This is a genomic window from Metallosphaera yellowstonensis MK1, assembly GCF_000243315.1.
Taxonomy (GTDB): Archaea; Thermoproteota; Thermoprotei_A; order Sulfolobales; family Sulfolobaceae; genus Metallosphaera; species Metallosphaera yellowstonensis.
This window is the reverse complement of record NZ_JH597770.1, coordinates 7,151-19,758: the sequence shown is the minus strand read 5'-3', so window position 1 is coordinate 19,758 and position 12,608 is coordinate 7,151. Positions and strand designations below refer to the sequence as shown.

General features: G+C 50.2%; 15 protein-coding genes and 2 pseudogenes. 11 read left to right on the top strand and 6 right to left on the bottom strand.

The window, feature by feature from the left end:
• The coding region (locus METMK1DRAFT_RS16670; RefSeq protein WP_155812450.1) for an excisionase family DNA-binding protein at positions 1-115 on the bottom strand (115 nt) is incomplete at its 3' end.
• A gap of 498 nt (positions 116-613) precedes the next feature.
• On the opposite strand from METMK1DRAFT_RS16670, the gene METMK1DRAFT_RS10790 reads away from it, so the two are divergent.
• The 3 genes from METMK1DRAFT_RS10790 to METMK1DRAFT_RS10780 are packed head-to-tail and all read left to right on the top strand — an operon-like array spanning position 614 to position 3,113.
• Entirely contained in the window at positions 614-955 is a 342-nt protein-coding gene (locus METMK1DRAFT_RS10790) for a DUF2173 family protein (protein ID WP_009074012.1), read from the top strand.
• A gap of 41 nt (positions 956-996) precedes the next feature.
• Positions 997-1,899, top strand: coding sequence for a fumarylacetoacetate hydrolase family protein (locus METMK1DRAFT_RS10785; RefSeq protein WP_009074010.1), 903 nt, complete (start codon positions 997-999; stop codon positions 1,897-1,899).
• Positions 1,900-1,907: 8 nt separating this feature from the next.
• A complete protein-coding gene (locus METMK1DRAFT_RS10780; RefSeq protein WP_009074009.1) occupies positions 1,908-3,113 on the top strand; it encodes an MFS transporter in 1,206 nt (401 codons plus the stop codon).
• A 61-nt stretch (positions 3,114-3,174) separates the two neighbouring features.
• Here METMK1DRAFT_RS10780 and METMK1DRAFT_RS10775 read toward each other — a convergent pair whose 3' ends face one another.
• A complete protein-coding gene (locus tag METMK1DRAFT_RS10775; RefSeq protein ID WP_245544631.1) occupies positions 3,175-3,774 on the bottom strand; it encodes a ferritin family protein in 600 nt (199 codons plus the stop codon).
• Between the two features lie 399 nt (positions 3,775-4,173).
• Here METMK1DRAFT_RS10775 and METMK1DRAFT_RS10770 point away from each other — a divergent pair, with 399 nt between their 5' ends.
• The 4 genes from METMK1DRAFT_RS10770 to tenA all read left to right on the top strand — a co-directional run bounded on the left by METMK1DRAFT_RS10770 (position 4,174) and on the right by tenA (position 7,125).
• Positions 4,174-5,358, top strand: coding sequence for an AAA family ATPase (locus METMK1DRAFT_RS10770; protein ID WP_009074005.1), 1,185 nt, complete (start codon positions 4,174-4,176; stop codon positions 5,356-5,358).
• Between the two features lie 82 nt (positions 5,359-5,440).
• Entirely contained in the window at positions 5,441-5,752 is a 312-nt protein-coding gene (locus METMK1DRAFT_RS10765; RefSeq protein ID WP_009074003.1) for a muconolactone Delta-isomerase, read from the top strand.
• Positions 5,753-5,806: 54 nt separating this feature from the next.
• The gene (locus METMK1DRAFT_RS10760; protein WP_009074001.1) at positions 5,807-6,430 is read left to right on the top strand and encodes a thiaminase II/PqqC family protein; all 624 of its coding nucleotides are present in this window, start codon (positions 5,807-5,809) and stop codon (positions 6,428-6,430) included.
• 2 nt (positions 6,431-6,432) lie between these two features.
• On the top strand, positions 6,433-7,125 hold the full coding sequence (tenA, locus tag METMK1DRAFT_RS10755; protein ID WP_009073999.1) for a thiaminase II: 693 nt from the start codon (positions 6,433-6,435) through the stop codon (positions 7,123-7,125).
• A gap of 23 nt (positions 7,126-7,148) precedes the next feature.
• On the opposite strand, the gene METMK1DRAFT_RS18285 is transcribed toward tenA, so the two are convergent.
• A complete protein-coding gene (locus METMK1DRAFT_RS18285) occupies positions 7,149-7,301 on the bottom strand; it encodes a hypothetical protein (RefSeq protein WP_172634141.1) in 153 nt (50 codons plus the stop codon).
• A gap of 516 nt (positions 7,302-7,817) precedes the next feature.
• Here METMK1DRAFT_RS18285 and METMK1DRAFT_RS17825 point away from each other — a divergent pair.
• The 3 genes from METMK1DRAFT_RS17825 to METMK1DRAFT_RS10750 all read left to right on the top strand — a co-directional run bounded on the left by METMK1DRAFT_RS17825 (position 7,818) and on the right by METMK1DRAFT_RS10750 (position 9,287).
• Entirely contained in the window at positions 7,818-7,961 is a 144-nt protein-coding gene (locus METMK1DRAFT_RS17825) for a hypothetical protein (protein ID WP_009070531.1), read from the top strand.
• Between the two features lie 327 nt (positions 7,962-8,288).
• Entirely contained in the window at positions 8,289-8,675 is a 387-nt protein-coding gene (locus METMK1DRAFT_RS17815; RefSeq protein WP_155812424.1) for a hypothetical protein, read from the top strand.
• Positions 8,676-8,771: 96 nt separating this feature from the next.
• On the top strand, positions 8,772-9,287 hold the full coding sequence (locus tag METMK1DRAFT_RS10750; RefSeq protein WP_009073995.1) for a hypothetical protein: 516 nt from the start codon (positions 8,772-8,774) through the stop codon (positions 9,285-9,287).
• A gap of 447 nt (positions 9,288-9,734) precedes the next feature.
• Here METMK1DRAFT_RS10750 and METMK1DRAFT_RS18280 read toward each other — a convergent pair.
• Positions 9,735-9,904 (bottom strand): annotated as a pseudogene (locus METMK1DRAFT_RS18280) (IS701 family transposase); the annotation flags it as partial.
• Positions 9,905-10,038: 134 nt separating this feature from the next.
• On the opposite strand from METMK1DRAFT_RS18280, the gene METMK1DRAFT_RS10745 reads away from it, so the two are divergent.
• Complete coding sequence (locus METMK1DRAFT_RS10745) at positions 10,039-11,112, top strand: ISH3 family transposase (RefSeq protein ID WP_009073987.1); 1,074 nt, start codon at positions 10,039-10,041, stop codon at positions 11,110-11,112.
• A 22-nt stretch (positions 11,113-11,134) separates the two neighbouring features.
• Here the strand turns inward: METMK1DRAFT_RS10745 and METMK1DRAFT_RS20130 are convergent.
• Together METMK1DRAFT_RS20130 and METMK1DRAFT_RS10735 are read right to left on the bottom strand one after the other, a co-directional pair.
• A pseudogene (locus METMK1DRAFT_RS20130) lies at positions 11,135-11,999 on the bottom strand (IS701 family transposase); the annotation flags it as partial.
• Positions 12,000-12,374: 375 nt separating this feature from the next.
• The coding region (locus tag METMK1DRAFT_RS10735) for a hypothetical protein (protein ID WP_009073983.1) at positions 12,375-12,608 on the bottom strand (234 nt) is incomplete at its 5' end.

The window sequence follows — 12,608 nt, the reverse complement described above, 5'->3', positions numbered from 1 at the left end:
TCCCACCCTCAGTTCTCACCACCCTTATCTTCCCCTCCCTGATCCACCTTAACAAGGTTGAGTATGAAATGCTGAGCAGTTGGCAAGCCTCCTTAGGTCTCAGTAGTCTCTCCACAAAATCAGTTGACAATAAATGAATATAAAAAGATTTCTATCAACACGAAAAAGGATTCAATCCACGGATCGTAATTACTGCTCATCTACTTTTCGAATAACGTGACTGCATGAGAATACTCCCACTCTCATTGTTCTATTGGATTACAAAAATTATATAGAAATAAAGCGAACTATTATTTGATCCATGAGTTACTCCATGAGCCTCGGTTAACAGTTTAGCAATCTTCTTCGTTGTAAGTCCCGCAACTTTCGTTAACCAAAAAGTATATGGTTCCAACGTTCTGAATGAGGCACTGATCCTACCTAAAAATTTTCCTTAATTTTATCTATTTAATACTAATGCCATTCCTTTTTTAAGAAATAACCCCGTTAAAGAGAAAGTATGATATTTTAAGGGCATGGAATTGGAAACTATTATCTATCCTTTTTATTGTAATTAAAAAATCATTATCATAAAACTTATAAATATTAGAACTATAATATTTAGTAGATAAATATGTCAGAGGCCCAGAAACTCGATCGACTCATGAAACTTAAGGGAGCGATTGCAGCGGGCAAGTACACCATGGACGGAAAACTGGTGGACTATAGGGGAAATCTAACCAAGGATATGGCAGAGATGGTAGCCATGATGTGTGCAGCCAACACGTCCATGGGGAGGATGCAGGCCGAAGGGTTCACCAAATGGTCTGGGATGAAGTGGACGCCGTTTCACGGATGGGCAGTGGCTGCAGGTGATTACGCTGTCTGTGTCATGGGTCAGTACGGAGTCTTTGTAAAGTTAGCCGAGGCAGACTTCAACGAAATATTCAAGATATTGATGGAAGTAGCAAAGTGAACAAGGAAACTTATTTTTTTATGTCTCCTTATGGAAGAGGTATGAGACTTCTAACCTACAGTAGAGGTGGAGTTAGAAGGGTAGGCATCCTCAAGGACGAAATACTTGACGCTCCGGAGGCCTACAAGCTCGTCTACGGAGTAGATGAGGCCCCTGACTTCACATATGATCCGAGGAAACTCATAGCCCTGGGAGAACCTGCCATGAACGTAATAAAAGAGTTAGAGAGAATGTGGCCAAAGGAGGCCCTAGTCCAGGTAAACGAGTTTGAGCCACCCATCCCTGATCCAGAGAAGATATTGTGTCCTGCTGTCAACTATAGGGCACACGGGCAGGAAGCTGGAACTGCTCCACCGAGTAAGCCCTACTTTTTCACGAAGTTCCCCAGCTCCCTGGTGGGTCATCAGCAACCTGTGGTGAGGCCCAAGGTTACGGAGAAGTTGGACTGGGAGGTGGAGATGGGTATAGTCATAGGAAAGCCAGGAAAGTACATAGATGTGGAGAAAGCCTTAGATCACGTCTTCGGTTATACGGTCTTCAACGACGTCTCCGTTAGAGACTGGCAGTTCCCAGAGGGCTGGCCCAGATCCCTCAACGCTTACGGACAAAATTGGGTTTGGGGTAAGGCCATGGACAAGACGACACCTGTTGGGCCCGTAATTGTCACTAAGGATGAGATAGGAAACCCCAATAACCTCTCCCTGACCCTCAAGGTCAACGGAGTATTGGAGCAACAGGGAACAACCAGGGATCTGGTCTTTAACGTCCAGGAATTGATAAGTTGGGCCTCTAAAGGTATAACCTTGAGGCCCGGAGACATAATTTCCACTGGAACTCCTCCTGGTGTCGGCTTCCCTAGGAACAAGTTCTTAAAACCTGGGGACGTAATGGAGGCCTATGTGGAGGGCGTTGGTACTCTCAGGAACCAAGTAGTCCAGGAGTGACCTAACTGATGAACTCTTTTTCTTGGTTACTCGCCTCTAGAGTGACAAGGAGCATAGGGATAATGTTCGTGACGTTGTCCAGTTCCCTTTATCTCTCGGCCCTAGGGCTTGTTCCAGTTCAGGTGGGTCTGGTTTTCCTGGGGGTCACAGCTTACATAGCGGGGTTCTCCATGGGAATGGGAATGTTGGGGGATAGGATAGGGTACAGAACTGTCCTTGTGATAGCTGACGTGATGCCTGCCGCGGCAATCCTGGCGTTAGCGCTCTCTAGATCCGTAGACGTCGTGATACCTGCAGTAATAATAGCGGGCCTCGGAGGTACGGCTGGAGGAGCCAGGGGGGCGTTTTCCCCTGGGTTAACTGCACTCATAGCCAGGAACTGGAGGGATGAGAGGGAGAGGGTGGAGAAGATGGGCAAGGTGACCTCTGCTTCCTCCCTCGCAGGAGTTGGTGGGGGAGTCCTCTTGTCCCTGCATGATTACATGCCCTTCGGTAACATTAACGATTACAGGGTTCTATTCGCTCTAGCCTCAGTCCTCCTAATCGCGTCCGCCTCCTTTCTGCTCAGGGTGGAGGAGAGGAAAGGTGAGAGGAAGACCACCAGGTTCATGAGGAGGGCAAGTCTAAATTACATCTCCAGAGTCGTCCTCTCTAACACACTCTCAGGTGCAGGGCTAGGGCTCGCCATCCCTCTCCTCCCTCTGTGGTTTAAGTTGAGGTTCGGGGCCACTCCCACAGAGATAGGAATCATCTTCTCGCTCTCCGGACTATTCACTGCCTTAGGTTCCTTGTCTGCAACGAGGATCAGATTCGATCCGCTAAAGGTCGCCTCATTCACCAGGTTAATGAACGGGCTACTCCTGGTGACAATGGCATTCTCTCCACTTCTACCGTTAGCAGGCGGGTTATACGTGATGAGGGGATTAAATGCAGGGATGGGAATGCCCAATAGGACTGCAGTTAACGTGAGGGGGGTCTCAGAGGAAGACTTCGGCACCGCTTCCAGCCTTCAGGGGGTAGCAACTAGGCTCTCACAGACCACCTCAGGGTTGAGCGGTTACCTGATGGAGGAGGGAGTATATCTCCCCCTAGAGATAGGGGGTCTTCTTCAAATGTTGGGAGGAGTCGTCTACTATCTGGCCCTGGAATCTAGAGCGCGGGGAGTAGACGGGAGAGGGAGGGAAGGGAGGACAGTGGAACCTGGTCAGAAGTAGCTCAGTTCCAGGAACTGGAGAGAGGGTATTCCCTCAATCCGTCACTTACCGCAGGCCTCGTTCATCGTTCCTGCAACTTTCTTATCCTCGAGTCTCTCAACTCTATCATGAGTCCCTTAAGTTCGTTCCAAGAGTATCCCATGGGTTCGATGTAGCTCATCCCGTCCATTATGATGGCCTCAGCTCTGGGGTAAAACTCCTGGATCATGTCGATAGCCCTCGTCTTGTCCCTTATGAGCTGAAAACCGAAGTTGACGTGTCTCGCCTCGTCCTCTATTATCTTCCTTATCCCTGAATTGAACTCAGGTAGGTCCGAGCTCTCCTTTCTCAGTATGGAAAGTCCCACAGTAGCTAATACCCCTTCCGTGAGCATGTGAAATCTGACCGCAATCTCCTCCACGTCCCCCCTCCTGAGGCTCTCCAGGATATCATCGAACCAGGTTATGTAGGACTCAGGGAGGTCAAAGTTCAGGGGATCCTTCTCGAAATACTTCCTAAAGAACTCAAAGTGATCAATCTCCTCCATTACTTGGGTTAGAGAGTAGAGCCGTACTAGCTGGGCCAGTCTCAAGGAGAGACCCCTCATCTCTTTCCATCTAGTCATATACTTGGCAGGATAGAAGTTTTCGGAGATGTATTTTATCCCATTTCTCCTTAACAAGGGTAGGTTAAACCAGTTTTGGTCCATAAAGCCTATAACCGTTATAATAAATAAATTTATTTATTATAATACTTAATAGCAGTTATAATTTAGTAGCTTAAACGGCATCATCACTTTTCCTTATCCATAGATGGGTATTCCTTGATCCTTTTCGAATTTACTTATTCCTATATCTTGACTATAATTTGAAGATCCTATGCATTTCTAAGCCTTATGACAATTTCGATTTTCTGAGATCGTGGTTAACCTCTCTAAATCTTAAAAATCATTATATATAAGGATGAACCTGAATTTCGGCGTTCAACAGCAGTAGAGACTACCCGTTTAGCAGTCCACCTTCGAGCGTGAGCAATAAGGCTTTAAATTTGCTGGTACCACCAATTTTCTGGTACCACCAAAATGTGGTTCATTTACGGGCCTCCAACTTCAAATCCCTTCGGAAGGGACGAAGAAATACGTACCTTGATTGGTCTAGTGAAGAACGGACAACCGGTCAGTTTAATTGGGCCTAGAAGGATAGGTAAGACGTCCATAATACTAGCCTCGTTGAGTAGATCTTCCTTGCCTTACGTGTTGTTTTCAGCGGAGGAATTCATTAAAAATGAAAGAGGATTCAACTTTCAAGAGTTCTTGTCAGCCTATGTGAGTAAGGTAACCAACTTAGCCCTATCCCTCGCCGGTCTTAAGTTTCAATTTACGGAGAAAACCAGGAGCTATTTGAAACAACTGAGGGAGTTAATAGGTGGGGTAAAGATATATTTAAATATGCCGGAAATTAGTGCATTAATAGATATTATTCTAGATAAGGCCGAAAGAGGAAAGGAGTTGGATGAGGAGTTCAACAGGGTGCTGGATTTACCTCAGATTTTTGCAGAAAGGTTGGGTATTGAGAGGCTAATAATAGCGATTGACGAATTTCAGTATCTAAAATACGCTAAGCAATCATTGCCTGAGATATTTCACTTAATGAGGAGTAAATGGCAGTTTCAGCGAAATGTTAGTTATCTAATTTCAGGCTCAGCAGTGGGGATGCTCAAGGAGATAGTAAGCGGTAAGGAGCAACCTTTCTATCAGTTCTTTTATTCAATGAAAGTTAATCCGTTTAATAGGGAAACTTCTAGAAATTTTTTGAAAAAAGGCTTCGAAACGGAAGGGATTAACGTTAGCGACCACGAGATCGAGGCCGCGGTTGATTACGTTGACGGATTCCCCGCTTGGTTAAACCTTGTGGGAATAAAGGCCGTAATAGAGAGGAGGTCAATTAGACAGATTTTAGAGGACTTACCCAGGGACGAAAATGTGATTAACGCTATCGAGGGAGACATAAGGAAACTATCTCCTTCGGCCAAATCTGTTCTAAGGAAATTAGCGACCTTAGGGGGTAAGGGGAGGCTGAAAGATTTGGGAGATGACGTTTGGACAGTTAACAGGGGCATATCACAATTAACGAGGTATGGTTACGTGGAGAAGGAAGAGCGGGGAATTTACAGAATAGTTGACCCAATGGTAGTTCACTACCTGAATCAGGGTTATAAAGATGGGGGTTCAAAGGGGGCGGAAAACCTCGCTGGCAGGGATGGATAGCCCTTTTGTATAAAAGTTTTAAATCTTCAATCCTACAGCTCACTCATCCAATCTTTAATAACTTGTGAAACTTTATATTCCCATGTTATTCCTTGTATGGTTCAGAATAAAGCAGCCCGAGACCATAACCCAAAGGCACCTCATGCAGATTTGGCAGAGGGAGGCCGAGGCCGCCTTACCGGCAGTCAAGGCTGGGACGGTCAAGGGTCTCTGGAAGGTGACCGGGAAGAGGGAGGTAGTGGCAGTGATAGATGCCTCGACTAATGAAGAGTTGGACGAGATATTGGAGACCCTCCCCATTATAAAGGAGCTGGGATTCGCCGTGGAGTTGGAGGTCCACGCGATCCATCCCTACGAGAACTTCTACGAGCTGATAAAGAAGCTCGCCAGCTGACGTCCTATAACTAGATTATAAAATGATTTATATCCCGCCACTCTAGTGGGATGTATGGGAATCCTTGAGGAGATAAGGAAGGAGTTACACCCTCTGAACGTGAGGATCCTGAATAGCCCGTTTCTAAGCAAGGCAAGGGAAGGGAAGTTAGATCTAGAACTGGTCAGGAAATTCGTGATCAACCAGTGGTACATAGTGAACCACGACCTGAGGTCCCTCTCCATAGGTCTGGCGAGGAGCGAAAAGTTGGAGGAGCTAGTTCTGTTCAAGAACTTGGTGGATGGGGACTATGAAGCTCTCAAGGAATTGGTGAAACTCATGGGAGAGTTGAAATTGCCCGTTAAGGACCCTCTTACCTATGAGGTGTCTCCGAAGGCAGTCGAGTATACCCACTTCCTGTCGTGGCTTGCCAATTACGCTAGACCCAGCGAGTTCCTCCTGATCATATCCCTGAATCTCCCTGTGTGGGGAGAGGCGGTGGGAGGCCTAGGGAAGTCGTTGAAGGAGAAATACGGTGTGAAGGAGACAGGTTTCTTCGAGCTGTTCTCATCACCTAACAGCGACCTCGAGAACGAAGTGGAAAGGCTAATTGGCGTTGTTACAGAAAGGCTACGCAACATGGCCTTCATGATTCAGAGATACGAGTTGGACTTCTGGGAGTCCCTAACTGAGGTGTGATCGTGCACTCTAGGTCTGCTAAGGATGAGAATCCTATTCACAGGAAGGAGAGGCTGTGGGCGAGCGTTCAGGATGTGGTCAGGGCCATAGAGACCCACCCCTTCATAACGGGCCTAGTTGACGGAAGTCTCCCCATGGACAGTTTCAAGATCTACATAGTTCAGGACTCCCTTTACTTGAGGGAGTTCGCCAGGGCAGTCCTCATGGCATCCGCTAAGTCTAGAAACGCCGTCGAACGAGACACCTTCTTGAAACACGTGTTGGACGCATCAAAGGTGGAGGAAGCCCTCCATGCCTTTTTCCTAAGGAGATGGGGGATAAGGCTTGAGGATCAGGAGATGAGTCCAGTGAACAGGGCCTACACCTCGTTCCTGTTATCAATCGCATACTCGGGGAGCTACCCAGAGGTTATCGCGTCGATCCTCCCGTGTTATTGGGTTTACATGCACGTAGGGAAACTATTGATCAGGAAAGGTTCCCCAGTGGAGGAGTACTCCAAGTGGATCTCGACGTACGGAGGGGAAGAGTACGAGCGTGGGGTGAAGTGGCTCATTCAGCTGGTAGATGAGCTTGAGGTGTCTCAGGAGGAGGAGAGAAGGATGATGGATCACTTCAGACTCGCCACGATCTACGAGTACCTCTTCTGGGACTCAGCGTTGAGGAGAGAGACGTTTCCCTTCAAGGTGAACATTTAATGACGTGACCACATGACCTTACACTAAGACGTCCTTTCCGTTAGTCCCCACACTCTCATTTCAATCACTTTATCTTCAATCACGATCAAGTGTGGTGACTTAGCCCTCAACCACCCAATAAGCTTTACGTTAGGTGGGTCGTGGGACTCCTTCGACATGAAGGGTACGCGGGTCACATCTCCAGGTCACTCCCTTTTGAGCAGAGCTTACATGGTGTGAGAGATCATGTTTTATAGTAGTCCAGGAGTATAAGATGGATTATATGTTCAATCTCAGGGTAGATTTATAAATTATTCTTAAATAAAATAATCAAGAACTGAAAACTGATTTTCGGGTAGCACTTCAGAGATTTCTCCTCCTCTTGAATGGTTGTTTGATGTTACCAACCTCCTGCGAACACCTTTCACCGGCCTAGAAAGCCTCTCGGCGCCCAGGTTCAATCCCGTGAAAACCTGAAGACTGGAGGACGGGAGCGAGAGGGCCTTCAGGTTGAATCTCCTCGATCCTAAACCAGGTCAGGAACGAGCTCCCCTCGAGTCCAGGCTTTGGTTCCTGGATCACCTCCACGTCCCAGCGGTGCTCTCAGGTGGTCAGGATTTCCTGGGCTGGGGTACCCCAAAACATTGTGTACAAAAATGGAAAAGGCGGTAAAAAATGAAGGGTAATATTAAAGGAGAGATGAGGATGATACCGTGAGGGAGGAGCTGGTCCGGGAGTCCTCAAGGAGTTTCAGGGGAGTGAAGGACGTGTTGAAGGGGTTGATTGAGGACACGTTGCAGGAAGTCATGAGGGTAGAGGGGACCAATTCCTCAGGTCGGGGAGGGAGAGGGGAGTGAGGAACTAAACGGGCACTCTGCAGGGAGTTGAAGTGTTGGGGTGAACCTGGACCTACGCGTCCCCAGGGACGGGGAGGGCGAGTTAAGGTCCTCCTACCCGGGGCGTGGAGGAGGTCAGGGGAGTACGATTAGTGGTCAAGCTGTTGGCGGAGGGCTACTCCGGGGAGGAAGTGAATGGTGTGCTGAAGCTGGAGTGACTGGACAGGCGGTGGACGGGATCTCGAGGACGGCGTAGTTCATGAAGGACTACAGGACCAGGGAGTTACGGGAGGAGACGTTGGTCGTGTTCGTGACGTGCCACGCCAAGGTCAGGAACGGGGCAAGGTAGTGACCTACTCGGTCTACCTGGTCCTCTGGGTGGACTTGGAGGGTAGGAAGGTGGTGCTGACCCTGATGGTGAGGGAGGGAGCGGAGGACCTAAAGGGATGGAACGTTACAGGACCTCGTGGAGAGGGGGCTCTCACTGGTCCCTCTCCGTCACGGACGACTTCCGGGGCCTTCACGGGTCCATCTCCAAGTACTTACCGTCATCACGGCACCGGCTCCGCTCCACCTGGAGAGGGACCCGTACAGGGACTTCAAGGATGGCCCAACGGCCATCAAGGAGCACATGAAGGACCTCAAGTCCTGCAGGGACGTGGAGTAGGTCGTTGGGAGATATCCGAACGGTGTCCAGGAGGTCAAGCTACGGGAAGTACATCGCGGAGAGACTGAGAACTGCGTCTCCTCAACTACCCCAGGGAGGTGAGGAACTCGATCTAAACGACAGCCGCGAGTCCTCCCTCTCCTACGCTGCCAGGAAGGAGGGAGGTGAACCACTTCTCATCCCTGGAGTCCCTGGACGTCACGCTCTTCGTCGTAGCGTCGAACCTGGAGGAGCACTGGGAGGAGCACGTGAACTCAGCCGTGAAGTCCCGTAGCTACAGGCTCGCCAGATCTTCAAGGTGCAGTTCAATAGAGGTGAATGAGTTGAAGCCTTATAAGTTATTGTACACATTTTTCTGGTACTCTCTGGGCTTGTCGTTGAGGTCGGTGTTGAAGAAGTGCCTCCCATCGAAGCTTTTCCTCGACCACCAGTGGTTTCACGGGAGTCCCAGCTACTCCGCGGAGCACTCCCCCTCTGGGAACTCGGCGACGAGCACGAGGTATCCAGTCCTAGAGGACCCACGCGTCGCACTCAAGTTCCCCGACGGTCCAGGGCAACAGGGTCTTGAAGTTCACGTATCACGAGTCGAAGACCACTCCCACGACGTTGATCTCCCTGACCATGGAATCAGGTCCCTGACGATCTCCATCTTGGTCTTGAACTCGACCTCCTCTCCCTGAGCGAGTTTCAACTTCCTAAGCACATGAGGTTCCACTGCACGTAGACCTAGTTCGAGAGCAGGTCCCTGACGACGACTGGGAGCTGGATCGAGGGCAAGAGCCCCCAATCCTGCAGTGGAACACTTGTGCCCCGTTCCTCCCCACCGCTCTAGGTAGTACCTGTGGTCATGCGAGTCGTCCGTGGTGACCGGTACTGGGTGATCCTAAACTACCCCTTCACCACGTCCATCTAGTTCGTCCCGGCCAGGTCGTCCAACCTCCTCAACGCCGTCCCGTAGTCCATTCCCGCCTCCACGATCTCGGTGACCCATCCCTTGCTCACCACCGGGCCCAGGACCATCTTAAACTACGTGTCAGACCTCGTGACCATCTTCGCTTCTACCCTCAAGGCCTTAACGAGTGCCTCCCTTGGTCAAACCCAATTTCTAATCCAGCAGTTATGGGACTTTAACGTAACTTAAAGATTTTCATCAGCCCCGGCGGTCCACCTAAATAACGTTCAACGAACCTGAGGAACACCTCCACGCCCCCAGGTTCAGCTCCCCCACCAGCTCCCTGACGACGTTGTTGATGGTGAAGATCGTGAGGTAGCCCTGAAGCCTCTCCCTCCTCCAGAACGGTAGACCCAAAATCATATTATGAAAAATAATTCTGACAGAATAATATCGATTCATGATAGATAACAGGATTTATAAGGGTATTAAGAATTCAGTTGAAGAAAGGTTTAAGGTGAGGGAGATGTGGTATTACCATGTGGGAGATCAAGGTGATAATACACTATCTCCCTCACCAAAATAACGTACAACAAATAGGATATAAATTACTTTCCATGTTCTCCTTCAAGGGAAAGAGAGGGGAAGAGGTGGCGAGAACCCTCATCTCAGCGTGTTTATGGAACGATTCGGTGGAAAGTAAGTCGAGGGCGTATGGCGTGTCCCCACAGACCGTGAGGAATTACGTGGAGGAGCAAGGGGTGGAAGTGGTGGAAAAGCTGTTGGAACAAGTGAGGAAAATGTCCTTGAAGGTACTGAAGGGAGTCAAGGAGATAGGCCTCTCAATAGACTGGACAACCAAGACCTGGTACGGGAGACCGGTGGGGGGGCTCGGGAGTTCGGAGGAGGGAAACTCTTGGAACTACGCAACTGCGACGACAAAGTTTGACGGGAAAGTGCTCCTACTGGCCTTCGTCACTCAAGTCAAGGGGATGACCGAGGATGAGGTCGTGAAGGCCCTCGTGGAGCGAGTAGTCGCCATGGGGTTCAAGGTAAGGTTGATGACTCTCGACGCTGGCTTCTACACGGTTGACGTGCTCAACTTCGTTTCGCAGTTCAAGTACATAATTGCCGTCCCTGTTGGTGATGTTAAGGTCTACCAGGAGTTCGACGGCGAGTACGAGACGAACAGTAAGAGGCACAGGAGGGACGAGCAGGTCGAGTTCAGGCTCCTCGTGTACAGCAAGGAGAAGGCTAAGAGAAAGAGGAAGACTCTCGTTTACTTCGCCAGGGCGACTAATCTAAACCTACCGAAGGGGGAGGTGTTGGACTTGTACAACAAGGTGAGGGGTCCCATAGAGACCTCTCACCGGAACGTCAAGGCTTTTCTCCCCTTCACCAGTTCCACCAAGTTCGTCTTCCGCACGTTGATCTTCGTGCTGGCCGTGGCCTTCTACTCCCTGTACACCGTGTTCAAGGGGGAGGTGAGGAGGGAGCAGTTCAGGATACTCCTAATACTCTTGTTTTCTGATGATTTATTCTATCTAAAAGATTTTCTACTTAAATCAATAGAACCGCTTATTAATAATATAGATTTATTTTCAAGGAGGTGATTTTGGGTCTACCGAGAAGGAGGAGTCCCAGGGTCTTGACGTCCCTTGGAGGTCCTCGATCTCCCACCCGGCAGGCCTCCTCCCCGCTGAGCGAGAGGTCGGTCGTGTAGAGGTACCTGGCCTGTGTCCCGGAGTCACGTTTATGTTCCCGGACTAACAACTTCACCGTAATGGCTCGGCCTCCCAGGGTCAGGTCGGCGTAGTAGACTCCGGGGGGTATCCCACTCGGAGGTGTCCCTCCACCTCCTCGAGGGTCCCCCGGGCCGACCCTGAGCTCGGTTGGGCTTGAGCTCAGACACCACGTTGTCCCTCACGAGCTTCTCGGACCGGTACTGGGGTCGAAGACGACCCTGGCTACCGGAAGCGCTCCTTGAGCACGTCCAACATCTGGCCACGTCGATCTTGGTCTTGAACTCGGTGACCCTCACAAATTCAACATCTTCCTCACGGCGTAGGGGAAAGCCCCCACCATGAACGTCCTGCCCGAGGTCCACTATGGCGACCGTGAGGAGCTTAGGCCTCTCGAACCTCCCTTGGGTGTGGCAGTAGGTCCAGTAGTTCTCAGGGGCTCACGTCTACCCGGAGCGTCGTGGTCCACGGTGTCGTCCATGATGACGACCTGACCCTTCACCAGCCTGACAGGACCTCCAGGTAGTCCCTCCACGCATCTCCAAGTTCTCCCAACGCCTCCAGCAGGTTTGCGTAGTCCAACCCGAACGTCTCGGCCCTGTTCCTCACGCTGGCCCTCCCACCTACCAGGACCATGAGGAGAAGTGCCAGTTAACCTTCCTGCTCCTCCCGTTCCTCCTGACCACTCCCAGCCTGTTGACCTCCCTGACCAGCCTCTCCCTAGCGAACTCGATCTGTCCCTTTCCGCACCTTTTCAGCAGGACGACGTCGAAAAATAAAAACAGCAGTTATGGGACTTTCCCTTAAATATCGACCTGTAATCGAGGCGAAATCTAATAAATGCTTTAAAAACTTCTCGCTAATACCGACTTCTTGGTATTACCTCCCTAAGATTCCCATAACTGCTGTCTAATCGTAAAATTCTAAAAAGTTTTTAATGGTCACCTCAGACCCAAGGGATTTTCCTGTAATCGCTATCCGAAGTCCGTGTTCCTGGGTGAACTCCCCCTCGAACCTCCCTTACCTTGCACTTCACGTGGCAGTGGAGGAGACCCGTCCCTAGAGTTTCCCCTGCCTCAGGCTGACCTATAACTTCTCCCTCAACGTCTCCCTGCTCCCCTTCCCGAAGGTAGCTAGGAACGAGTCGACCGCCCAGAGCTTCCCGACCCTTCCTTGAAGGGAACTTCCGGGTAGATAACTCCCGAGTCCCCCGTCCAGTTCCTCGGCGTATCAGAAGACCTCCCCATCTCTTCCCTCAACCTCCTCGCCCTGTGCCAGGACTTGAACTTTCGCTCCTTGGGGGACAACCTCATCACCTCGTCGTGCTCGCAATACCCCAACACGTCCAGGAGCACCGCCACACCACA